Raw genomic sequence first — 21,583 nt, forward strand, 5'->3', positions numbered from 1 at the left:
TCTGCTTCTTCTTGGCGGCGTACTCCAGGTCGGAAAAGCTCGATTGCATCGGTTGAGGTCTCGTCGTGGCCCAGCAGCCGCCATTATCTCAAAGGCACTCCGCCAGCCGGGCGGTGGCGGACGAATAAATCAGCGGTTCCCTATGGGCTTGGACTGGCTTTTACAGGCTTGGGTAATGCTGGCGGGCAGGCCGGGACGTGGGTTACTCAACAGTTCGTATCACAATGGGTGCGCACAGCCCCATTGAATCCTTTGGTGCCAGCCTTGTTGCAAGCACCTGCTGTGCTCAATCCGAGGCCGGGTCAGATTGGCTCTGTCGCAGACACGTTCATCAGTAATATCCCGGCGTTTCTGGATACGTCAAAGCAGTCTGGAGTACAGCCATGAGGTGGTGGCCAGGCTGGGACTTTAGGAGGAGCCCATTCGACGAAGGGCAAGTCTGGGATTTGCGAACGTATGGAGGAGTGCTTCGGTTTGCCATCATGTATGGAGTTGGCCTATGGGGGGCGTGGTTCATAGATGACTTCTTTGTATGGCAGGATCTTGTTGCCAAGGTCGACCCAAGAGAGCAGCAGTGGCACCGTTTCGGCGTGATCGGCTTGGCAATTGTTGGCGCTTATGGAGTATTGGGTGCGGTGGCGCTAATTGTTGTCCGCCGCCGACGTGAGCGCCAGATTCGCGAAAGCGCCAAGGGTCAGTGGTATGACCGTGCGGATCTGACAAGCGAGGAACTCTACGGCTCGTTAGGGGGAGAGGGCGCGACGGAGTGCGAAGACGATTCTTTGACGCAACGGTCACCTCGACCGCATCGGCAATAAAAGCAGTGGGTGCATTTGGCTTTTGATGCTGATTCTCCGGGGAAAAAGGATTGCTAGGGCAAGCCTGATTAATTGATTTATTCAGTGCTCACATCTAGGATGCATCGATTTTACGCGGTTCCGCCGGTCGGTTTTCCCGCGGCCCTTCGAGATATTTTCTGTCTTGAGCCTCCTTGGGGGCAGCGGACGGATTTCACTCATTAACTAATCAAGACTCTTCTGGTCAGTTTAGGGATTAGTCAATCTGATCAAAGGGAATGCTTGCGCGGAGTTCTTTGCGATCTCTTTATGCACAAGTAAATTTTGCTAAATTAATTTAATTGATCCTAATAATGCGTGCATTGCTGTTGTTTTCTCTGATTTTATTAAGCTCCTGTTCCATGATTCCGTATGAGGCACCAGAAGCCCATTCACGAATAATCCGAGATCTGAAGGTGCTTGATTCGGATGTCTTGGGGGTCACGGAAATAAATTGGTGTGTATTCGACTATGGGAAAATATCCCAGTGCAAGCCAACGAGAGGTTTAGGAGTGCTTGCCAAAAATGGCCTGATACTCAGTGTGTACGAAGATAATATTTATAGCCGCGTCTTTACGCTCTCAGCCATGGATGTTGGTTGCACGCACATACAGACTGGCGACAATGTGCCCGGACTCTTCTATGCTTTTACTGATACAAAGTCGTTCATGTTGGTGCCGATAACGCCCAGCGGAAAGGCAAACGTATTGATGCGGGAAAAGATATATGAATATTTGAATGGTGAGGGCGCTAAGAAATTTGTTGGAGATGAAGTGAAGTTTGTGAGGGAGACGGGGGATAAAGAATACCAAACCTCACTTCTCGTAGTCGGGACTGTGCCTGTGCCATATGTGAATAGAAAGCCTGTTCATGAAATGATTAATCCATGTCCTGTCCGTTAGTCTGGCAATCGAATAAGCCTCGATATAGTCCCGATGGGGACTGAAATTATCGGAGGCGGCGGCCTCGTTAATGAATGGTCGGCGAGCAATTTCACAGGGGGCGCCCAAAAAGGGGGCGGGAGCGCTTCTCTGTGCCGCGAACAGAGCGCAGCCGGCGGTGTTCGGTCGTGCTGACTAGCAGGAAGGCCAAGCGCTTGTCGGGTTTATAGGTGGCAGGCCTGCTTACCCCGCGTGTTAAAATCCGGCCTCGCAACAGTTCCAGGTCGCCGCATGATCCAGGTCACTCTCAACGGCCAGCCAGAAGTGCTGGATGACGGTATTACCGTGCTCGCGCTGCTCGAGCGGCGTCAGCTTGCGGGCAAGCGGCTGGCAGTCGAGCGCAATGGCGAGATCGTGCCCAAGGCGCGGCATGGCGAGACGGCGCTGGCCGAGGGCGACAGGCTGGAGATCGTCGTCGCCGTTGGCGGCGGCTGACGGCCGTCGCGCCTTCCGCCCAGCGGGTGCTTGCCCGCCCCTCAAAACTCCATAGACAGGTTTCCCCATCATGAACGAACCCTTGGTGATTGCCGGCAAGGCCTATGCCTCCCGGCTGCTGGTCGGGACCGGCAAGTACAAGGATTTCGCCGAGACGCAGGCGGCGATCGAGGCCAGCGGCGCGGAGATCGTCACCGTGGCGATCCGTCGCACCAACATCGGCCAGAACCCGGGCGAGCCCAATCTGCTCGACGTGTTGCCGCCGGAGCGCTACACCATCCTGCCGAACACCGCCGGCTGCTACACCGCGGACGAGGCGGTGCGCACGCTGCGGCTGGCGCGCGAGCTGCTGGATGGCCATTCCCTGGTGAAGCTGGAGGTGCTGGGCGATGCGCAGAACCTCTTTCCCAACATGCCGGAGACGCTGAAGGCGGCCGAGACGCTGGTGAAGGAAGGCTTTCAGGTGATGGTGTACTGCGCCGATGATCCCATTCAGGCCAAGATGCTGGAGGAGATCGGCTGTGTGGCGGTGATGCCGCTGGCTTCGCTGATCGGCTCGGGCCTGGGCATTATCAACCCGTGGAACCTGCGACTGATCATCGACAATGCCAGGGTGCCGGTGCTGGTGGATGCCGGCGTGGGCACCGCCTCCGACGCGGCCATTGCGATGGAGCTGGGCTGCGACGGCGTGCTGATGAACACCGCTATCGCCAAAGCCGGTAACCCGGTGTTGATGGCGAGTGCGATGAAGAAGGCGGTGGAGGCCGGCCGCGAGGCCTTCCTGGCTGGCCGCATGCCGCGCAAGTTCTACACGGCGGACCCCAGCTCGCCCAGCAGCGGACTCATTGGCTCGTGAGCGTTGAGCATGAGAAGGTCGAGCTGATCGGCCAGGACAGCCCGGAGCAGCGCTTCTCCAGCCGCAGCATCCGCAGCTTCGTGCTGCGCCAGGGCCGGATGTCGGTGGCGCAGCAACGTTGCCTGGAAGAGGTGCTGCCGCGCATCGGGCTGAAGTACAGCACGACCGAGAAGCTGGACCTGGACGCCGCCTTCGGCCGCAAGGCGCCGCACATCGTCGAGATCGGCTTCGGTATGGGCGAGACCACGGCGAAGATCGCCGCTGCCATGCCGGACAAGGATTTCGTCGGTATCGAGGTGCATGGCCCCGGCGTCGGCAGCCTGTGCAAGCTGGTGGCGGATGGCGATCTGCAGAACGTGCGCATCATGCAGCACGACGCGGTGGAGGTGCTGCGCGACATGGTGCCGGACGGCTCGCTGGCCGGCGTGCATCTCTTCTTCCCCGACCCCTGGCACAAGAAGCGCCACCACAAGCGGCGCATCGTGCAGCCGGACTTCGTCGCCCTGATTGCCGCCAAGTTGGCGCCGGGCGGCTATTTCCACTGCGCCACCGACTGGGAAGAATACGCAGTCTGGATGCTGGAGGTGCTGTCGGCGGAGCCTTTGCTACAGAACTCCGCCGAAGGCTATGCACCGCGGCCGGATTACCGGCCGCTGACCAAATTCGAGAACCGCGGCTTGAAGCTGGGCCATGGCGTCTGGGACCTGGTGTTCCACCGCCGTTGAAACAGGCGCGCCCTCCCCGGTGCGCTTTATGTAGGGAGAGGAAAGCTTGTTTCGATTGATAGGTCGTCTATTCAAGGGCCTGTGGTGGGCCCTGGATCTGGTGCGCCGCACCGCCCTTAACCTGATCCTGCTGGCGGTGCTGGTGGCGGTGGTCGCAGTGCTGATGCGGCCGGCGCCGGGCGTGCCGCAGGGCGCCGCGCTGGTGCTGCGGCCTACCGGCGCGCTGGTGGAGCAGGCGGCGCTGGTGGAGCCGCTGAACGTGCTGCGCGGCGGTGGCGTTTCCACCGAGCAGGCAGTGCTGCCGGATCTGCTGGAGGCCATCAACGCCGCCCGCGACGATGAGCGCATCACCGGCCTGGTCATCGAGACCGATGACCTGAGCGGCGGTGGCCTGTCCAAGCTGGCCGAGCTGCGCGCTGCGGTGCTTGCCTTCAAGGGCGCCGGCAAGCCGGTGCTGGTGCGTGGCGAGCGCTACACCCAAGCCCAGTACTACCTCGCCTCCGCCGCCGACGAAGTGCGCATGTCGTCCGATGGCTTCGTGCTGCTGCGCGGGCTGGCGCGCTACAACACCTACTTCAAGGGCGCGCTGGATACGCTGGGCGTGAAGGTGCACGTGTTCCGCGTCGGCGAGTACAAGTCTTTCTCCGAGCCCTTCACCCGCAGCGACATGTCCGAAGAAGACCGAGAGTCGTCCCGCGACCTGCTGGACGCCCTGTGGAACGCCTTCCGCACCGACGTGGCCGCCACCCGCAGGTTCTCTTCGGACGTGCTGGACGGCTATGTGACCGGCTACCGCGATGTGCTGGCGGCGGCCGGCGGCGACGCCGCCAAGGCGGCGAAGACAGTTGGCCTGGTGGACAAGCTGGATACCCGCGACGAGTGGCATGCAGACCTCATCGCCCGCTTCGGCGCTGATGGCAGCGGCAAGGACTATCGCCAGATCGACACCGGCGGCTACCTGGCGGCGGTGCGCAGCGGCTTGTCGCGCCCGCCGGCCAAGGTGGCGGTGCTGGTGGCGCAGGGCGCCATCGTCGATGGCGAGCAGCCCGGCGGTTCGGTGGGCGGCGACACCTTCGCCCGCATGATCCGCGAGGCGCGCGAGAGCGACGCGGTGAAGGCGCTGGTGCTGCGCATCGACAGCCCGGGGGGCAGCGCCTGGGCCTCCGAGTTGATCCGCCGCGAGCTGGAGCTCACCCGCCGTGCCGGCAAGCCGGTGATTGCTTCCATGAGCTCGGTGGCGGCCTCCGGCGGCTACTGGATCGCCACCGGCGCCGATGAGATCTGGGCGGCACCCACCACGCTCACCGGTTCCATCGGCATCTTCGGCATCTTCCCCGAGTTCGCCGAGCCGATGAAGCGCCTGGGGCTGACGGTGGATGGCGTCGCCACCGCGCCGCTGGCCGGCGCCTTCGACCCGCGCCGTCCGCTGGACGAGGCTGCCGCCCAGGCGATGCAGCTGGGCATCGAGCATGGCTACCGGCGCTTCCTGGAAACCGTGGGCAGCGCCCGCAACATGTCACCGGAGGACGTGGACAAGGTCGCCCGCGGCCGGGTGTGGACCGGCGAAGCCGCAGCCAAGCTGGGCCTGGTCGATTCCCTGGGCGGGCTGGACGCGGCGGTGGATGCGGCGGCCAAGCGCGCCAAGCTCACCGAGTACGAGGTGGTGTGGCCCATGGTGGGCGCGTCGACCAGCCAGGTGCTGCTGCAGCGCCTGCTGACCAGCGTCGGCCTGGAAGTACCGGCGGGGCCCACCGGGTCCGCCCTTGGCCAGATGCTCGACGGGCTGCAGGCGCAGGCGGCGGAACTGCTGCGCTGGAACGATCCACAGAACCTCTACACCCACTGCTTCTGCGAAGCGCCCTGAGGCGGTTTGCAGCAGGAGGCGCTGCCGCAGGCTGTGGCAGTGCCGTCACCGGGCCGTTTTCAGCGCGGCCCTTGCGCCGGGTGGTCATCAACCCGGCCATCAGATAAGCGGCGCCGTTCGCCCCGGGTTTGCCGAAGGGCCTCGCGGGGAGGGGGCTTCGACACGCCCAGTCTGAACGGTTGCCGCGTATCCAGCGGCCGGGTCAATAGCCCCGGGCGCGCTCAATCCTTCAGGAACAGCTGCAGCAGATCGTTGAGGAAGTGGCGGCCGCGCTCGGTCGGGCGGATGAAATCGCTGCCGACCTCCAGCAGGCCCCGGGCTTGCGCCTGCTTCAGCTCCGCCGCCACCGCCGCCAGCGGCAGGCCGGTGCGGCTGGCGAACAGGCTGGTCTGGAAACCGCCGGTGAGGCGCAGCGTGTTCATCATGAATTCGAAGGGCAGCTCTTCCACGCCCACTTCCCGTCTTTCCTGCACGAAATCGCCCTTGGCCGCGCCTTCGAGGTAGCGCGCCGGGTGCTTGTGCCGCATCTCGCGCACGATGCCCTCGTGGCTGGAAAGCTTGCCGTGGGCGCCGGGGCCTATCCCCAGGTAGTCGCCGAAACTCCAGTAGTTCAGGTTGTGGCGGCTGTGCTGGTTGGGGCGGGCGAAGGCGGAGGTCTCGTAGTGTTCGAAGCCGGCCGCGGCCAGCCGGCTTTCGATGGCGTCCTGCATGTCGGCGGCGGCGTCCTCATCCGGCACCGGCGGCGGGCTGTGGCCGAAGGGCGTGTTCGGCTCCATCGTCAGGTGATAACAGGAGAGATGGCCGGTGCCGAAGGCCAGCGCCGTCTCCAGGTCGGCCAGCGCCTGCGCCAGGCTCTGCTCCGGCAGGGCGTACATCAGGTCGAGATTGACGCGCTCGAAGCTGGCCTGGGCGATCTCTATCGCCCGCCTGGCCTCGTCGCCGCCGTGGATGCGGCCCAGGCGGCCGAGCATGGCGTCGTCGAAGCTCTGGATCCCGAGAGAGAGGCGGTTGATGCCGGCGGCCCGGTAGTCGCGGAAGCGCGCCGCTTCCACCGTGCCGGGATTGGCCTCCAGCGTGATCTCCGCCAGCGGGTCCAGCGGCAGGCGCATGCGGATGGCGGTCAGCAGCGTGTCCAGGCCGGCGGCGGAGAGCAGGCTGGGCGTGCCGCCGCCGATGAAGATGCTGTGCACCCGTCGGCCCCAGACCTGCGGCAGCGAGGCTTCCAGGTCCGCCACCACCGCCTGCAGCCACTCGGCCTCGGGCAAGGGGCTGCCCTCGCCGCGCACCGTGTGCGAATTGAAGTCGCAATACGGGCATTTGCGCACGCACCAGGGGAAGTGCACATACAGGGCCAGGGGCGGCGGGGCGCTGAGCTGGGGGCGTTGCGGCAGCGGGAGGGGGGAATCCAGCCCCCGTCCGGCCGGGGCGATGGGAATGATGCGGCGTTCGTTCACAAGGGGTGGTACTTGAGGCGGTCCAGCAGGTGGCGCATGGCGGCGCCGCGGTGGCTCAGGGTGTTCTTGAGCGCGGCGTCCAGCTCGGCGGCGCTCTGTTCCAGGTCCGGCAGCCAGAACAGCGGGTCGTAGCCGAAGCCGCCCTCGCCGCGGGCGGCGTGCAGGATGGTGCCGTGCCACTCGCCGTCGGCGATCAGCGGGCGCGGATCGTCGGCATGGCGCACCAGCACCACCGCCGAGTAGAAGTAGGCGCGCCGCTCCTCGGCTTCCTCGTAGGCGGCCAGCCGCTCCAGCAGCAGGGCGTTGTTGCGTATGTCCGACTTCGGCTCACCGGCGTAGCGGGCCGACAGCACGCCGGGCGCGCCGCCCAGGGCGGCGACGCAGAGGCCGGAGTCGTCCGCCACCGCCGGCAGGCCGGACAGCGCGGAAGCGTGGCGGGCCTTGGCCAGCGCGTTCTCGACGAAGGTGGGATGCGGCTCCTCCGCTTCCGGGATGCCCAGCGTGGCCTGCGCCACCACCTCGATGCCGAGCGGCGCCAGCAGGGCCTGCATCTCCACCGCCTTCTTGGCGTTGTTGCTGGCGAGGACAAGGCGTTTGGCGCTCACTGCGGCTTTCTCCGGTTGCGCTGGGTAGGCAGGGTGCGGCAATGGCTCATGCGGACGCCCCGGCCAGTGCGGCCTTCTGCAGTTCGATCAGCCGGGCGATGCCGTTCTCGGCCAGGCCGAGCAGGGCGTCGAGTTCGGCGCGGGAGAAGGGGGCGCCTTCCGCTGTGCCCTGGACTTCGACCAGCCCGCCGGAACCAGTCATGACCACGTTCATGTCGGTCTCGCAGTCCGAGTCTTCAGGATAGTCCAGGTCCAGCACGGGTACGCCGCGATAGATGCCGACAGACACGGCGGCAACGAAATCCTTCATCGGGTTCGCCGCCAGCAGTCCCTTGGCGACGAGTTGGCTCAGCGCGTCGTGCACGGCCACGCAGGCGCCGGTGATGGCGGCGGTGCGGGTGCCGCCGTCGGCCTGCAGCACGTCGCAGTCGATGGTGATCTGGCGTTCGCCCAGCGCGGCCATGTCCACCACCGCGCGCAGGCTGCGGCCGATCAGGCGCTGGATCTCCTGAGTGCGGCCGCTCTGCTTGCCCTTGGCCGCCTCGCGGGCGCTGCGGGTGTGGGTGGCGCGCGGCAGCATGCCGTACTCGGCGGTGAGCCAGCCCTGGCCCTTGCCGCGCAGGAAGGGTGGCACGCTCTCCTCCACGCTGGCGGTGACGAGGACGCGGGTGTCGCCGAACTCCACCAGCACCGAGCCTTCGGCGTGGCGGGTGTAGCCCCGGGTGAAGCGGATGGGGCGGAGTTCGTCGGCTTGGCGCTTGCTGGGTCGCATCGGGAATTTCCTGCTCAGTTGCGATTGAATTTCTGGATGGTCGAGTTGATCTCGGCGATGGTGCGCTCGATCTCGTCGTCGCTGAGGTCGATGTCCGGCCCGCCGGAGGCGCTGCCACGGCCGCGCTGGAAGGTGTCCATGCGGGTGTTGAAGTCGTCCAGCGCCATGGTCTGGGTGGATACCGCTGCCGGCGTCGGTTGGCCGGCGTCTTCGTGCCAGGCCATGGCGATCATGGAGAGATTGTCGCAGCCGTCGCCGGCGATGCTCTCCGCCCGGCTCATCATCTTGGGCACGGCGCCCATCACGTTGCCGCCGAGCAGGCCGAGCACCACGCCCTCGTTGCCCAGCGGCCCCCACAGGCCATCGGTGCACAGCACGATGAGGTCGCCATCCTGCAGCGGGGTGCGGCGGGAGAACTCGATCTGCGGCAGGTGCGAGCCGCCGAGGCAGGAGTAGATGCGGTTGCGCCCCGGGTGGCGGGCGGCGCCCTCGGCGTCCAGCAGGCCCTGGTCCATCATCAGCTGCACGCGGGAGTGGTCGCGGGTCTGCGCGGCGACGCGGCCCTGGCGCAGCAGGTAGAGGCGGGAGTCGCCGGCGTGCGCCCAGGTGGCGCTGTTCTCCTGGACCACGCAGGCGACGATGGTGGTGCGCGGCGCTTCGGGCAGGTTCTTGTCGAAGGCGTAGTCGAGGATGGCGCTGTGGGCGCGGCTCAGCGTGCGCGACAGGAACAGCGCCGGGTCCAGCAGCGCCGGCTGGGCCTCGCGCTGGAAGGCCTGGGTGATGAACTGCACTGCCAGGTGGGCGGCGACCTCGCCGTGCAGATGGCCGCCCATGCCGTCGGCGATCAGCATCAGCAGCGCGTCGCGCGAATAGCAGTAGGCGATGCGGTCCTGATTGGTCTTGCGCCGGCCTATCCGGCTTTCCTGGTAGATGGTGAATCGCAAGGGCGCGCTCCTAACGCTTGCCGATGAAGGACTTCAGACGCGAGCCCAGATCGGTGAACCAGCTCGCCGGCATGGCTTCACCGGCCTCTTTCTGCATCAGTGCCTTCTGCAAGGTATACACGCTCTGCGGCCGCGCCAGCGGGTCCAGCCGCAGGCACCAGTCCACCAGCTCCAGCAGCTGCGGGCTGTAGCGCGAGGCTTGCTGGCGGGCGATGGGCTGCAGGGTGTCCTGCTTGACGCGCTCGTCCGAGCGCGGCGGCGCGGTGCCGACGATACAGGCGTACATGCTGGCGCCGACGCTGTAGATATCGCTCCACGGCCCCAGCGCCTCGCGGTTGGCGAACTGCTCCGGCGAGGCGAAGCCGGGGGTGTACATCGGCTTCAGCATCGGCTGCTCCAGCGCCAGCGTCTGCCGGGCGGCGCCGAAGTCCAGCAGCACCGGCGTGCCGTCGTTGCGCAGGTAGATGTTGGAAGGCTTGATGTCCAGGTGCAGCAGCTTGTGCGCATGCACCTCGCGCAGGCCGTTCAGCATGCGGGTGAAGATGGCGCGGATGAAACGCTCCTTCACCTCGCCCTTGTGCTTCTGGATGTAGTCGTGCAGCGTGCGGCCGCGCTCGAACTGCATCACCATGTACACCGTGTTGTTGGCGCGGAAGAAATTCAGCACCCGCACGACATTGGGGTGCATCAGCTTGGCCAGCGAGCGGCCTTCCTCGAAGAAGCATTTCATGCCGTAGCGGAAGGCCGGCATGTTCTCGTCCGGAACCCGCGGCTCCACCTCGCCATCCTTGCGCAGGGCAAGGGAGTTGGGCAGGTATTCCTTGATCGCGACAGGCAGGCCGTCCTGGTCGAAAGCCAGGTATACGATGGAGAAGCCCCCCAGCGACAATTGCCGCTCGATACGGTACTGGTCGAGCTGAAAGCCGTGGGGCAGGGCGCAGTTGGCTTGAGGCGGCATCTTGGGGGGCGCTAAGATTCGGCTTTCCGCGGCACATTTATCCTGAATGGGCCCTGCAGTGTAAACGATCGCAGGTCCCCGGAGACCCTTACCCATGATCCACAGCATGACCGGCTTCGCGGTGCAGACCCGCGATCTGGGGCCTGTCAGCCTCCATCTCGAGCTGCGCAGCGTCAATTCCCGCTACCTGGACCTCACCTTCCGCATCGTCGAGGACCTGCGCCAGGCCGAGCCGGCCATCCGTGAGCAGCTTTCCGCCCGGCTCACCCGCGGAAAGGTGGAGTGCCGCCTCAACCTGCACACCAGCGATGCCGCGCCGCGCAGCCTGGCGCTGAACGGCGCGCTGCTGGCCCAGCTGGTGGATGCCCAGGCCGCGGTGAAGGCGCAGTTCGCGGATGCAGCGCCGCTGTCAGTGGCGGAGATCATGCGCTGGCCCGGCATGTTGGCCGACGACAGCATGGCCTTCGAGCAGATGCAGCCGGCCATCGCCGCGCTGGCCAAGGCCGCGCTGGATGAACTGGTGGCCACCCGCCGGCGCGAGGGCGAGAAGCTGGCCGACATGATCCGTGAGCGCGTCACCCGCATGCGCGAGCTGGTCGCCCAGGTGGAGCCGCGCATGCCGGCCATCATCGGCGAATACCAGGACAAGCTCACCGCCCGCCTGCGCGACGCGGTCGCCTCGCTGGACGAGGACCGCATCCGCCAGGAAGTGGCGCTGTTCGCCCAGCGCATCGACGTCGCCGAAGAGCTGTCGCGCCTGTCCACCCACCTCGACGAGGTGGAGCGCATCCTCAAGGCCGGCGGCGCCGCCGGCAAGCGGCTGGATTTCCTGATGCAGGAGCTCAACCGCGAGGCCAACACCCTGGCCTCCAAGTCCGCCGCCACCGACGTCACCGGCGTCGCCATGGAACTGAAGGTCCTGATCGAGCAGATGCGCGAGCAGGTGCAGAACATCGAGTAGGAGGGGGCGCCATGCCGGGAACCCTGTTCATCGTCACCGCGCCCTCGGGCGCCGGCAAGACCACCCTGGTGCGCGGGCTGCTGGATCGCGATCCGCAGGTCCAGCTCTCCATCTCCTACACCACCCGCGCGCCGCGCGCCGGCGAGCAGGATGGGCGTGAGTACAACTTCGTGGATGTGCCCACCTTCCGCGCCCTGCGCGACCGCGGCGAGTTCCTGGAGTGGGCGGAGGTCCATGGAAACTACTACGCCACCTCCAAGGTCTGGCTGAAGGAACAGATCCAGGCCGGGCGCGACACCCTGCTGGAAATCGACTGGCAGGGCGCGCAGCAGGTGCGCAAGGCCTTCCCCGAGGCGGTGGGCGTGTTCATCCTACCGCCCTCGCTGGAGGAGCTGGAGCACCGCCTGCGCGGCCGTGGCACCGACAGCGACGAAGTCATCAGCCGCCGCCTGCTGGGCGCCCGTGGCGAGATGCGGCATGTGGGCGAGTTCGACTACGTTATAATTAACAACGAGTTGCAACTTGCATTGGACGATCTCGTTGCAGTCGTCCGCGCCGCGCGCCTACGCTACGGCAACCAACACCTGCGGCATCCGCAGTATTTCGCATTTCTCGAACAGGACTGACCATGGCCCGTATTACCGTCGAAGACTGCCTGAAAAGGATCCCGAACCGCTTCCAGCTGACCCTGGCGGCGACCTACCGTGCGCGCCAGCTGACCGCCGGCGGCACGCCGCAACTCGAGCTGGATTCCGCCGACCGTGACAAACCCACGGTGATCGCCCTGCGCGAAATCGCAGCCGGCAAGGTCGGCCTCGAGATGCTCAACCGCGGCCAGGCCTGACCCCGCGCCAGGGGGAACGCGCAATGGAAGCCGCTGCCATTCCGGTCCCCCAGCCGCCTGCCTCTCCGCCCACGGGCGAAAGCGCAGTGGCGGCGAATTTCGCACGGCTGAAGCTCAAGCTCGCGAGCTACCTGAAGCCGGAAGACGTCGCCCGCATCGAGGCGGCGTATCACTTCTCCACCGCCGCGCACGAAGGGCAGTTCCGCATCAGCGGCGAGCCCTACATCACCCATCCGGTGGCGGTGGCGGACATCGTCGCCGACTGGAACCTCGATCCCCAGGCGCTCATCGCCGCGCTCCTCCACGACGTGATGGAGGACACCCACATCTCCAAGCAGGAGATCTCCGAGCGCTTCGGCAAGGCGGCGGCGGAGCTGGTGGATGGCCTCTCCAAGCTGGACAAGATCGAGTTCCGCTCGCAGGAAGAGGCGCAGGCGGAGAACTTCCGCAAGATGCTGCTGGCAATGGCGAGCGACCTGCGGGTCATCCTCGTCAAGCTGGCCGACCGCCTGCACAACATGCGCACGCTGGACTACGTGCGGCCGGCCAAGCGCCGCCGCATCGCCAACGAGACGCTGGAAATCTACGCCCCCATCGCCAACCGCCTGGGGCTGAACAACCTGTACCGCGAACTGCAGGAACTTTCGTTCCAGCACAAGTACCCGCTGCGCTACAAGGTGTTGTTCAAGGCCATCAAGGCCGCCCGCGGCAACCGCCGCGAGGTGGTGGGCAAGGTGCTGTCCACCATCGAGGAACGGCTGCCGCAGTGGGGCATTTCCGCCGAAGTGCAGGGGCGGGAGAAGCACCTCTACGGCATCTACCGCAAGATGGTGGAAAAGCACCTGTCCTTCTCCCAGGTGCTGGACATCTACGGCTTCCGCGTCATCGTGCGTGACATACCCGGGTGTTACCTCGCGCTGGGCGCGCTGCACTCGATGTACAAGCCGGTGCCGGGCAAGTTCAAGGACTACCTGGCCATCCCCAAGGCCAACGGCTACCAGTCGCTGCACACCACGCTGATCGGCCCCTTCGGCACGCCGGTGGAGGTGCAGATCCGCACCCGCGAGATGCACCACATCGCCGAAACCGGCGTCGCCTCGCACTGGCTGTACAAGGAAGACGAGAAGACGCTCACTGAACTGCAGCAGAAGACGCACTCCTGGCTGCAGTCGCTGCTCGAGCTGCAATCCACCTCCGGCGAGGCCACCGAGTTCCTGGAGCACGTCAAGATCGACCTCTTCCCCGGCGAGGTGTATGCCTTCTCGCCCAAGGGCAAGATCTTCTCGCTGCCCAAGGGTTCGACCCCGGTGGACTTCGCCTACGCGGTGCATACCGACATCGGCAACCGCTGCGTGGCCTGTCGCATCAATGGCGACCTGATGCCGCTGCGCACCGAGCTGCGCAATGGCGACCAGGTGGAAGTCATCACCGCTGCCCACGCCAACCCGAACCCGGCCTGGCTGTCCTATGTACGCACCGGCAAGGCGCGGGCGCAGATCCGCCACTTCCTCAAGAACGCCCAGCAGGACCAGTCGGTGGCGCTGGGCGAGCGCCTGCTCAACCAGGCACTGCGGCCCTACGGCCTCACGCTGGGCCAGCTCTCCACCTTTGCCTGGGACCGCTTCCTGCGCGACCGCGGCGTGCGCAGCAAGAAGGAAGTGTTCGCCGACATCGGCCTGGGCAAGCGCCTGCCGGTCATCGTCGCCCGCCGTCTGTCGCAGGCGCAGGACCAGGAGTCCGGCCGGCCGGACGTGATCAAGCCCAAGCCCGCCGGCGCCATCCTCATCCGCGGCAGCGAGGGCATCGCGGTGCAACTGGCGCGCTGCTGTCACCCGATCCCGGGCGACCCCATCATCGGCACCATCCGCAAGGGCCAGGGGTTGGAAGTGCACCTGCACGACTGCCCGGTGGTGGCCAAGCTGCGTGGTGACCGCGGCCGCTGGGTGGACGTGGAATGGGAGCCGGGCGACGACCGCATGTTCGACGTCACCATCCGCGTGCTGACCAAGAACGTGCGCGGCGTGCTGGCCAAGGTGGCGAGCGTCATCTCCGAAGAGGAATGCAACATCCTCAACGTCGGCATGGACAACGAGCAGGGCGCTTACATCGCGCTGAGCTTCACCCTGCAAGTGCATGACCGCATGCATCTGGCGCGGGTGATGCGCGGCGTGCGCCGCGTGCCGGACGTGGTCCGCATCGGCCGCGTCAAGGGCGACGGCCGCGTTGGCTGATCCTGCCTGCGGCGGTGCCGTACTGCGCTAGAATTGCGCCCGTCCTGAATCCCGAGCGAATCCGAGGCCGACCATGGCGATCTACGAATCCGAGCACACCAAGTTCATGCGCGAGTGGATGGAAAAGCACCCGCAGGAAGTCGTCGAACAGAAGGAAGGCCGCGCCCTGTGGTGGGACAAGCCGCAAGACCTGGAGACCCAGCGCCGTAATCGCGACTCCAAGGTACCGGTGAAGGCCTACTACTACGACATCAACAATCACTGATGTCCCGTCGCTTCCCGGGACATCCCGCCAGCCGGCGCCGATGAGCGATTCCGCTTCCCGCGCCGCGCCCGCTCCGCAAGCGGCCGCTGCACACAGCCCGCTGCAGGCCGATCCCCAGCTGCAACGCTACTTCTCCGCCGAAGGCGAGCGGCGCGCGGCCACCCGCGCGCTGTTCGACCGCGCGGCCAGCGGCTACGACCGCGCCGAGAGCATCACCGCCCTCGGCTCCGGCGCCTGGTACCGGCGGCGCGCCCTGCAGCGCTGCGGGCTGAAGCCCGGCATGGCCATCCTGGACGCGGCCGCCGGCACCGGCCTGGTGGCGCGCGAGGCCCAGCGCATCATCGGTGAGCAGGGCCGCCTGATCGCGCTCGATCCCTCGCCCGGCATGCTGGCCGAGCTGCGCAAGAAGCTTTCGGTGGAAACGCTGGAAGCCGGCGCCGAGGCCATCCCCCTGCCGGAGGCGGAAGTCGATTTCGTCTCCATGGGCTACGCGTTGCGCCATGTGGCCGACCTCGATCAAGCCTTCGCTGAATACCTGCGGGTGCTGCGCCCCGGCGGCCGGGTGTGCGTGATGGAAATCACCCGCCCGCAGAGCGCCCTTGGCCGGCAGATGCTGCGCTTCTACCTGCGCGCGGTAGTGCCGCTTCTCTCCCGCATCGCCCGCTGCAGCGCCGACGTGTCGCTGCTGTGGGAGTACTACTGGGACACCATCCAGGCCGCGGTGCCGCCGCAACGGGTGCTGGAGGCGATGCGCCGCGCGGGTTTCGAAGAGGTGGACTGCGCGCTGACGCTGGGCGTGTTCCGCGAATACGTAGGGCGCAAGCCGGCCGCCCGCTGAGTTTCTGCCGATGGCGCTGCCCGACCGCTATGTGATCGTCGACGTCGAGACCACCGGCGCCCACCCGGTGCGCGACCGCATCACCGAGATCGCGGTGATCCGCATCGAGGGTGGCGTCGAGACCGGGCGCTGGGAAACGCTGGTGCATCCCGGCATCCCGATTCCGGGGATGATCCAGGACCTCATCGGCATCACCGACGAGATGGTGGCGCAGGCGCCGGCCTTCGCCGACATTGCCGATACGCTGGCGGGTTGGCTGGAAGGCAGCGTCTTTGTCGCCCATAACGCCCGCTTCGACTACGGCTTCATCAAGAACGCCTTCGCCCGGGTGCAGCGGGAGTTCGAGGCGCCGGTGCTATGCACCGTCAAGCTTTCCCGCGCCCTCTACCCGGAGCACCACCGCCACGGCCTGGATGCGCTGATAGCGCGCCACGGCTTCGTCTGCGCGGCCCGCCACCGGGCGATGGGCGATACCGAGGTGCTGAAGCAGTTCGTCGCCATGACCGGCGAGGCCTTTCCCGCCGAAGTGCTGGCGCGGGCGGTGGTCAAGGCGATGAAAGCGCCGCAGCGGCCCGCCGGCTTGCCGGAAGGCTCGCTGGACGGCCTGCCGGACGCGAGCGGCGTCTACCTCTTCTACGCCACGCCGGAAGCCGAACCCGGCCGTAGCGATACGCCGCTGCTGGTCGGCCAGGCGCTCAGCCTGCGCGCCAAGCTCACCGCCTGGTTCGCCGCCGCCAAGGGCAAGGACGCCGAACTGGCCGCCCGTGTGCGCCGGCTGGAATGGGTGGAGACGCCCGGCGAACTTGGGGCGCTGCTGCTGGAGCTGGCGCTGCTCAAGTCCCATCGGCCGCTGGCCAACCGCATTCCGGATGGTGATGCCGCCTTCGGCCTGCGCCTGCTGCCGAATCGCCGCCGGCCGCCGGTGCTGGAGCGGGTGGCGATCGCCGGCACTGATCCGCGCAGCTGGGCCGGCGAGGTGCTCGGCGCCTTCCGCAACCGCGCCGAGGTGGACAACCGCCTGCGCGAGCTGGCCATGCTCTACCGGCTGTGTCCGCAGCGCCTGGGGCTGGAGGCGGGCAGCGGGCCGTGCGATGCGCATCGTGCCAAGCGCTGCGCTGGCGTGTGCGCCGGCAAGGAGCGGCCGGAGGAGCACGACGCCCGCCTGCTGGGCGCGCTCGGCAGCGTCGGGCTGAAAGCCTGGCCCTGGAACGGGCCGGTGGTGGTGGCGGAGCGCAACGAGGACAACGGCCAGACGGCCTTCCATTTGCTGGACGCCTGGTGCCATCTCGGCACGGTGGCCGACGAAGCGGCGCTCCCCGCGTTGGCGGCGACGCCCCGCGCCTTCGATCTGGATGCCTACCGGCTGCTGTCGCGTTGGCTGGCGGTGCCGGCCAACGCGGCCAGAGTGCAGCCGCTTTCCCGCTGAGCGCGCGCCGGCTGCTACCGGGTGGCTCTCAGCGGCGGCTCAGCCGGCGGCGCACAGCCGCAGTTCGGAAACCTTGTTCACCACCACGCCGCGCCGGCCCTGCGGCCGGATGGTGCCGTCGCGGGTGAGGCGGGATAGCGCGCGGGACAGCGTCTCCGGCGTCAGGTTGAGCTGGGCGGCGATGGTCTGCTTGTCGCTTTCCAGCCGGATCTCGCAGCGTTCGGCATTGGCCGGCGCCAGCCGCGCCAGGTAGTGCGCCACCCGCTGCAGGCTGTTGCGCTGGAAGCACAGCTGCAGGTTCTCCAGCAGGGCATACATGGCTTCGGCCAGGTGGGCGCTCAGCGCGGCGGCGAAGGCCGGGCTGGCGTGCATGGCGGCGCGCAGGTCGCTGCCGCGCAGGCGCAGCAGGCGGCTGTCCTGCACCGCCTGGTTGGTGACCAGGGGCGCGCGGGCGAGCAGCGCGACATCCTCGCCGAAGCTGTCGCCGGCACCGGCCAGCTGCACTACCAGCTCGGCGCCGGTGGCCGACAGCAGATAGCGCTTGATGCTGCCTTCCAGCACGACGAAGACTTGGTCGTCATGCCCGTCGGTGGGCAGCAGCATTTCGCCGCGCAGCAGCTGCTGCGGGCGGCCGTGTTCCAGCAGGCGCTGGCGCAGGCTGCCATCCAGCAGGTCGAAGGGCGCGATGCTGCCGAGTACATCCTGTTGCGGCGCGACCGTATCGACGCTCATCCTGACCTCCGTGACTGCCTGTCCAGCTTTTGACTTGCGCCCAGTGTAGGGCGGCGAATATCGCGCGGAAGTGGCGCAGAACCGGGGTAGAGCCACCGGCATACCTCCAAGGAGGTATAAGACGAAATGGGTAAGGTCTTGTTTAATCGGGGCTTGCCTTGCGGCGCCTGCAACCGGAAGCGGTGCGGCGGCGCTATCGAGGTATGTCCACATTCATCCGGGAAACCGCAGAGAAGGAGCGCGGCATGCGAAGGAAATACGGTGATGCGCTGGCCCGGCGCTCCATCCTGCTGCTGGTCGGGCTCGCGTTGGCGGCGGTGACGCTGATCGGCCTGGCCGGCATGACGGTGTCGGTGGTGGTGGCCGAAACCGTGCAGGGCAGCGCCAGTGCCGTCAATGTCGCTGGCAGCCTGCGGCGTTTGACTCACCGCATCGCCAGCCTGGCGGCGGCCGACGTCGCCCGCGGCGCGGTGCCCGGCGAACGGGTGGCAAAGGCCATCGCCCAGCTGGAGGCGCAGCTGGACAACGACGAGCTGCTGCGGGTGCGCGAGCGGGCGCCCGGCGGGCTGTTCGCCGCCACCTACCGCGGCGTGCAGGCCGGCTGGCGCACCAGTCTGAAGCCGCACATCGAGGCGCTGATGACGGCCGGCAGCGTGCCGGACGAGGCACAGATCGAGACCATCCTGGCCGAGGTGGACACCTTCGTAGACCAGCTGAACGCCCTGGTGGCGGTGCTGGAGCACGACACCGAGGCACGCATCGCCGACCTGCGGCAGACGCTGGCCATTGCCATCGTCGGCACGCTGGTGCTGGTCGCGGTGGCGCTGTTGCTGCTGCACCGGCTGGTGTCGCTGCCGCTGAGCGACCTGCTGGCGGTGGCCAGCCGCATCGGCCGCGGCGATTTCTCCGCGCGGGCGGCCTACACCGGGCGCAACGAGCTGGGCCGCGTCGGCGCCGCCTTCAACCTGATGGCCAGCGAGCTTTCCAAGCTCTACCGCGACCTGGAACAGCGGGTGGAAGCGAAGACGGCGGAGCTGCAGCGCAGCAACCGCTCGCTGGAGCTGCTCTACCACGCCATCGCCCGCCTGTACCACGCGCCGGCGGCGGCCGACGCCTACTCCGACACCCTGCGCGACATGGAGCAGCTGATGGGCCTGGACGGCAGCTTCGCCTGCATAGAGCCGCGCCACGACGGCCCCGCCACCGTGCTGGCCTCCACCCTGGGGCCCTGCCCGGAACGCCATCGCGCGGACGGCGAAGGCTGCGGCCTGTGCCGCGAGGATGTCCAGCCCTGGACCTACCGCCGCGAGGGCGGGCACGAGTTGCTGCGGGTGCCGCTGCGCGACAGCGAACGCCACTACGGCATGCTGCGCTTCACCCTGCCGGCTGGCCACCGGCTGGAGGACTGGCAGCGCCAGCTGGTGGAGGCGCTGTCGCGCCACATCGGCATGGCGCTGGGCGCGGCACGGCGCAACGAGCAGGAGCGCATGCTGGCGCTGCAGGAAGAGCGCTCGGTGATCGCCCGCGAACTGCACGACTCCCTGGCCCAGGCGCTGTCCTACATGAAAATCCAGGTGGCGTTGCTGCAGCCGGTGCTGGGCGACCCGGCGCGGCAGGCGGATGCGGCCACCATCGTTGCCGACCTGCGCACCGGCATCAACGCCGCCTACCGCCAGTTGCGCGAGCTGCTGAGCTCCTTCCGGCTGAAGATGAGCGGCGATTTCCCCAGCCTGCTGCGCGCCGCGGTGGCGGAATACGCCGGCAAGGGCGGTGTGGACATCCGGCTGGAGACGCGGCTGGCGGACTGTCCGCTCAGCCCCAACCAGGAGATCCACGTCTTGCACATCATCCGCGAAGCCCTGTCGAACATGGTCCGCCACGCCGCCGCCCGGCATGCCACCGTCAGCCTCAGCAGCAATGCGTTGCAGCGGGTCACCGTCGTCGTCGAGGACGATGGCGTCGGCCTGCCGGGCGAACCGCTGGACAGCCGCAACCACCACGGCATGACCATCATGCGCGAGCGCGCCCGCAGCCTGGGCGGCGAGCTGGACGTCAGCGCCGGCCGCGATTGCGGCACCCGCGTCACCCTGCGCTTCCAGGCGCGGCCGGGCACGCTGGGTGTGGACGAGGAGGGCCCGGCGGTGGCGATGAACTGGGGAGGCGAGCCGGCATGAGCGAGGAGCGACAGCGCGTCATCCTGGTGGACGACCACCCCCTGTTCCGCAAGGGCCTGGCGCAGCTGCTGGCCGCCGTGCCGGCCTTCGACCTCGTCGGCGAGGCCGCCGGCGGCAGCGAGGGCCTGGCGCTGTGCCTGCGGCTGGCGCCGGACCTGCTGCTGCTGGACCTCAACATGAAGGACATGGGCGGGCTGGAGGTGCTGCGCGGCGTGCGCGCGGCCCAGCTCGACACCCGCGTGGTGATGATCACCGTGTCCGACGCCGGCGAGGATCTGGTCGCCGCGCTGCGCGCCGGCGCCGACGGCTACCTGCTGAAGGACATGGAGCCGGAGGCCATGGTGGAGGCGCTGGCCGAGGCCGCCGCTGGCCGCATCGTCATCTCCGAGCAGCTCACCCACCTGATGGCGGCCGCGCTGCGCGGCGAAACCCGGCCGCGCTCGGTGGAGGCGGCCGGCCTCACCGAGCAGGAGCTGCGCATCCTCGGCCACATCGCCAACGGCCTGTCGAACAAGCTCATCGGCCGCGAGCTGGACATCGCCGAAGGCACGGTGAAGGTCCATGTGAAGCACATCCTGCGCAAGCTGGCGGTGCGCTCGCGGGTGGAAGCGGCGGTGTGGGCGGTGGAGCACCTGCGCGCGTCTGGCCAGGCGCAATAGCCGCGGTCGTGTCCCGGCGGCCGGCGGGCCGGAGGCTGCGCGGGAATATCCCTTTCCCCGGCAGGGCGATGAGAGCGATTCTCGTCTTGACTGCCATCAATGACGCGCCGGGGGGCGCACGCATCCAATAGACCCCGCCGAGAAGTTCTTTTGCGGGGAGCAGGATCGTGGAAGCCGTGTCGATGTCGCGCCGCACGCTGTTGCGGACGCCGGGTGGGAAGGCGGGGAAATCGCCCCTGCGGCCGCCCTGGGCGCTGGCGGAAGCGAGCTTCATCGAGCTGTGCACCCGCTGCGATGCCTGCATTACCGCCTGCCCGACCGGCGTGCTGCGCCGCGGCGGCGGCGGTTTCCCCATCACCGATTTCTCCCTGGGCGCCTGCACCTTCTGCGGCGCCTGTGTCGCCGCCTGTGGCGCGCCCTCCCGGCCGCAAGCCCTGCGCCGGCAGGAGGGTCTCCCCGCCTGGGCGCGGGTGGCCGCCATCGGCGACGGCTGCCTGTCCCGCCGCGGCATCGAGTGCCGCGTCTGCGGCGAAGCCTGCGAAGCCGCCGCCATCCGCTTCCGCCCGCGCCTGGGTGGCGTCGCGCTGCCCGAACTGGATGCCAGCCGATGTAGCGCCTGCGGCGCCTGCCAGGCCCCCTGTCCGGGGAGCGCGATCGAGATGGTCGCGCTCGCGCTCCCGTCCGACGCTCCGCCGGACACCTCTTCCCTCTCCGCTCCGAACCTGGAGGAAGCCGCATGAAGATCGCAAGCCTGGTGCTGCGGGCCAAGCCCGAGCATTTCGCCGAGTTGAGCCAGACCCTGGGCGAGATCCCTGGCGTGGAAGTGCACTCCCGCTGTGCCGACAGCGGCCGCCTGGTGGTCACCGTGGAGGATGGCGACGGTTACTCCACCAGCGATTCCATCCTGGCCGTGAGCCTGACCCAGCACGTGCTGGTAGCCACCCTGGCCTACGAATACACCGACGAAGGGCTGGCGGAGACGCCGCTCATGGAAACCGCATGAACCGGCCGCCGCCGCTGCACCGGCGGCACCAACTCAGCATCCGCGGAGCCTGGCGCTCCA

The 21,583-nt window shown here is 67.5% G+C and carries 22 protein-coding genes; 16 read left to right on the forward strand and 6 right to left on the reverse strand.

Annotated features, from left to right (window positions below; translation table 11 throughout):
• Positions 1 to 1,252: 1,252 nt before the first annotated feature.
• The 5 genes from C7389_RS19575 to sppA all read left to right on the forward strand — a co-directional run bounded on the left by C7389_RS19575 (position 1,253) and on the right by sppA (position 5,657).
• Positions 1,253 to 1,738: a hypothetical protein gene (locus tag C7389_RS19575; RefSeq protein ID WP_168977723.1), complete on the forward strand. Its 486-nt coding sequence runs from the start codon at positions 1,253 to 1,255 to the stop codon at positions 1,736 to 1,738.
• Between the two features lie 270 nt (positions 1,739 to 2,008).
• A complete protein-coding gene (gene thiS / locus C7389_RS19580; protein WP_133594347.1) occupies positions 2,009 to 2,212 on the forward strand; it encodes a sulfur carrier protein ThiS in 204 nt (67 codons plus the stop codon).
• A gap of 70 nt (positions 2,213 to 2,282) precedes the next feature.
• Positions 2,283 to 3,068 carry a thiazole synthase gene (locus tag C7389_RS19585; RefSeq protein WP_133594348.1) on the forward strand — a complete coding sequence of 262 codons (786 nt, stop codon included), beginning with the start codon at positions 2,283 to 2,285 and terminating at the stop codon, positions 3,066 to 3,068.
• The gene (gene trmB / locus C7389_RS19590) at positions 3,065 to 3,793 is read left to right on the forward strand and encodes a tRNA (guanosine(46)-N7)-methyltransferase TrmB (protein WP_133594349.1); all 729 of its coding nucleotides are present in this window, start codon (positions 3,065 to 3,067) and stop codon (positions 3,791 to 3,793) included. Before C7389_RS19585 ends, trmB begins: the two co-directional genes overlap by 4 nt.
• Positions 3,794 to 3,839: 46 nt before the next feature.
• Positions 3,840 to 5,657, forward strand: coding sequence for a signal peptide peptidase SppA (sppA, locus tag C7389_RS19595; protein WP_133594350.1), 1,818 nt, complete (start codon positions 3,840 to 3,842; stop codon positions 5,655 to 5,657).
• Positions 5,658 to 5,878: 221 nt separating this feature from the next.
• Here sppA and hemW read toward each other — a convergent pair whose 3' ends face one another.
• From hemW to C7389_RS19620, 5 genes are read right to left on the reverse strand one after another with little or no spacing between them, the layout of a single operon-like run.
• Complete coding sequence (hemW, locus tag C7389_RS19600) at positions 5,879 to 7,111, reverse strand: radical SAM family heme chaperone HemW (protein WP_133594351.1); 1,233 nt, start codon at positions 7,109 to 7,111, stop codon at positions 5,879 to 5,881.
• On the reverse strand, positions 7,108 to 7,716 hold the full coding sequence (gene rdgB / locus C7389_RS19605; RefSeq protein WP_133594352.1) for an RdgB/HAM1 family non-canonical purine NTP pyrophosphatase: 609 nt from the start codon (positions 7,714 to 7,716) through the stop codon (positions 7,108 to 7,110). Before rdgB ends, hemW begins: the two co-directional genes overlap by 4 nt.
• Before the next feature lie 46 nt (positions 7,717 to 7,762).
• The gene (rph, locus tag C7389_RS19610) at positions 7,763 to 8,488 is read right to left on the reverse strand and encodes a ribonuclease PH (protein WP_133594353.1); all 726 of its coding nucleotides are present in this window, start codon (positions 8,486 to 8,488) and stop codon (positions 7,763 to 7,765) included.
• Between the two features lie 14 nt (positions 8,489 to 8,502).
• The gene (locus C7389_RS19615) at positions 8,503 to 9,432 is read right to left on the reverse strand and encodes a PP2C family protein-serine/threonine phosphatase (protein ID WP_133594354.1); all 930 of its coding nucleotides are present in this window, start codon (positions 9,430 to 9,432) and stop codon (positions 8,503 to 8,505) included.
• 10 nt (positions 9,433 to 9,442) lie between these two features.
• Entirely contained in the window at positions 9,443 to 10,390 is a 948-nt protein-coding gene (locus C7389_RS19620) for a serine/threonine protein kinase (RefSeq protein ID WP_133594355.1), read from the reverse strand.
• A gap of 94 nt (positions 10,391 to 10,484) precedes the next feature.
• Here C7389_RS19620 and C7389_RS19625 point away from each other — a divergent pair, with 94 nt between their 5' ends.
• The 7 genes from C7389_RS19625 (at position 10,485) to C7389_RS19655 (ending at position 16,955) form a co-directional block, all read left to right on the forward strand.
• Positions 10,485 to 11,351, forward strand: coding sequence for a YicC/YloC family endoribonuclease (locus C7389_RS19625; RefSeq protein ID WP_133594356.1), 867 nt, complete (start codon positions 10,485 to 10,487; stop codon positions 11,349 to 11,351).
• A gap of 11 nt (positions 11,352 to 11,362) precedes the next feature.
• Entirely contained in the window at positions 11,363 to 11,977 is a 615-nt protein-coding gene (gene gmk / locus C7389_RS19630; RefSeq protein WP_133594357.1) for a guanylate kinase, read from the forward strand.
• Between the two features lie 2 nt (positions 11,978 to 11,979).
• Positions 11,980 to 12,195 (forward strand): DNA-directed RNA polymerase subunit omega, encoded by a 216-nt coding sequence (gene rpoZ, locus C7389_RS19635; RefSeq protein ID WP_133594358.1) that lies wholly within the window; start codon positions 11,980 to 11,982, stop codon positions 12,193 to 12,195.
• Between the two features lie 23 nt (positions 12,196 to 12,218).
• Positions 12,219 to 14,426, forward strand: a complete 2,208-nt coding sequence (locus tag C7389_RS19640; protein ID WP_133594359.1) for a RelA/SpoT family protein — start codon at positions 12,219 to 12,221, stop codon at positions 14,424 to 14,426.
• A gap of 73 nt (positions 14,427 to 14,499) precedes the next feature.
• A complete protein-coding gene (locus C7389_RS19645) occupies positions 14,500 to 14,691 on the forward strand; it encodes a DUF3460 family protein (protein ID WP_133594360.1) in 192 nt (63 codons plus the stop codon).
• A gap of 40 nt (positions 14,692 to 14,731) precedes the next feature.
• Positions 14,732 to 15,529, forward strand: coding sequence for a class I SAM-dependent methyltransferase (locus C7389_RS19650; RefSeq protein WP_133594361.1), 798 nt, complete (start codon positions 14,732 to 14,734; stop codon positions 15,527 to 15,529).
• A 10-nt stretch (positions 15,530 to 15,539) separates the two neighbouring features.
• Positions 15,540 to 16,955 (forward strand): exonuclease domain-containing protein, encoded by a 1,416-nt coding sequence (locus C7389_RS19655; protein ID WP_133594362.1) that lies wholly within the window; start codon positions 15,540 to 15,542, stop codon positions 16,953 to 16,955.
• Positions 16,956 to 16,994: 39 nt separating this feature from the next.
• Here the strand turns inward: C7389_RS19655 and C7389_RS19660 are convergent, their stop codons facing one another.
• Positions 16,995 to 17,687: a Crp/Fnr family transcriptional regulator gene (locus C7389_RS19660; protein ID WP_133594363.1), complete on the reverse strand. Its 693-nt coding sequence runs from the start codon at positions 17,685 to 17,687 to the stop codon at positions 16,995 to 16,997.
• A gap of 245 nt (positions 17,688 to 17,932) precedes the next feature.
• On the opposite strand from C7389_RS19660, the gene C7389_RS19665 reads away from it, so the two are divergent.
• From C7389_RS19665 to C7389_RS19680, 4 genes are all read left to right on the forward strand, one after another.
• The gene (locus tag C7389_RS19665; RefSeq protein WP_133594364.1) at positions 17,933 to 19,861 is read left to right on the forward strand and encodes an ATP-binding protein; all 1,929 of its coding nucleotides are present in this window, start codon (positions 17,933 to 17,935) and stop codon (positions 19,859 to 19,861) included.
• The gene (gene narL, locus C7389_RS19670; protein WP_133594365.1) at positions 19,858 to 20,520 is read left to right on the forward strand and encodes a two-component system response regulator NarL; all 663 of its coding nucleotides are present in this window, start codon (positions 19,858 to 19,860) and stop codon (positions 20,518 to 20,520) included. Before C7389_RS19665 ends, narL begins: the two co-directional genes overlap by 4 nt.
• A gap of 167 nt (positions 20,521 to 20,687) precedes the next feature.
• Positions 20,688 to 21,260 (forward strand): ferredoxin-type protein NapF, encoded by a 573-nt coding sequence (gene napF / locus C7389_RS19675; protein ID WP_342773521.1) that lies wholly within the window; start codon positions 20,688 to 20,690, stop codon positions 21,258 to 21,260.
• Positions 21,257 to 21,523, forward strand: a complete 267-nt coding sequence (locus C7389_RS19680) for a chaperone NapD (protein ID WP_133594366.1) — start codon at positions 21,257 to 21,259, stop codon at positions 21,521 to 21,523. Before napF ends, C7389_RS19680 begins: the two co-directional genes overlap by 4 nt.
• Positions 21,524 to 21,583 lie beyond the last annotated feature (60 nt).

Origin of the sequence: Azoarcus indigens (assembly GCF_004361735.1) — a bacterium.
GTDB lineage: Bacteria > Pseudomonadota > Gammaproteobacteria > Burkholderiales > Rhodocyclaceae > Azoarcus > Azoarcus indigens.

Bases quoted from the DNA above. Each gene is read 5' to 3' on its own strand.
- C7389_RS19645 (WP_133594360.1), top strand. From the start codon at position 14,500: ATGGCGATCTACGAATCCGAGCACACCAAGTTCATGCGCGAGTGGATG.
- C7389_RS19655 (WP_133594362.1), top strand. From the start codon at position 15,540: ATGGCGCTGCCCGACCGCTATGTGATCGTCGACGTCGAGACCACCGGC.
- narL (WP_133594365.1), top strand. From the start codon at position 19,858: ATGAGCGAGGAGCGACAGCGCGTCATCCTGGTGGACGACCACCCCCTG.
- C7389_RS19680 (WP_133594366.1), top strand. From the start codon at position 21,257: ATGAAGATCGCAAGCCTGGTGCTGCGGGCCAAGCCCGAGCATTTCGCC.
- rpoZ (WP_133594358.1), top strand. From the start codon at position 11,980: ATGGCCCGTATTACCGTCGAAGACTGCCTGAAAAGGATCCCGAACCGC.
- thiS (WP_133594347.1), top strand. From the start codon at position 2,009: ATGATCCAGGTCACTCTCAACGGCCAGCCAGAAGTGCTGGATGACGGT.
- C7389_RS19665 (WP_133594364.1), top strand. From the start codon at position 17,933: ATGCGAAGGAAATACGGTGATGCGCTGGCCCGGCGCTCCATCCTGCTG.
- rph (WP_133594353.1), bottom strand. From the start codon at position 8,488: ATGCGACCCAGCAAGCGCCAAGCCGACGAACTCCGCCCCATCCGCTTC.
- C7389_RS19660 (WP_133594363.1), bottom strand. From the start codon at position 17,687: ATGAGCGTCGATACGGTCGCGCCGCAACAGGATGTACTCGGCAGCATC.
- C7389_RS19625 (WP_133594356.1), top strand. From the start codon at position 10,485: ATGATCCACAGCATGACCGGCTTCGCGGTGCAGACCCGCGATCTGGGG.
- C7389_RS19640 (WP_133594359.1), top strand. From the start codon at position 12,219: ATGGAAGCCGCTGCCATTCCGGTCCCCCAGCCGCCTGCCTCTCCGCCC.
- C7389_RS19620 (WP_133594355.1), bottom strand. From the start codon at position 10,390: ATGCCGCCTCAAGCCAACTGCGCCCTGCCCCACGGCTTTCAGCTCGAC.
- C7389_RS19585 (WP_133594348.1), top strand. From the start codon at position 2,283: ATGAACGAACCCTTGGTGATTGCCGGCAAGGCCTATGCCTCCCGGCTG.
- gmk (WP_133594357.1), top strand. From the start codon at position 11,363: ATGCCGGGAACCCTGTTCATCGTCACCGCGCCCTCGGGCGCCGGCAAG.
- C7389_RS19650 (WP_133594361.1), top strand. From the start codon at position 14,732: ATGAGCGATTCCGCTTCCCGCGCCGCGCCCGCTCCGCAAGCGGCCGCT.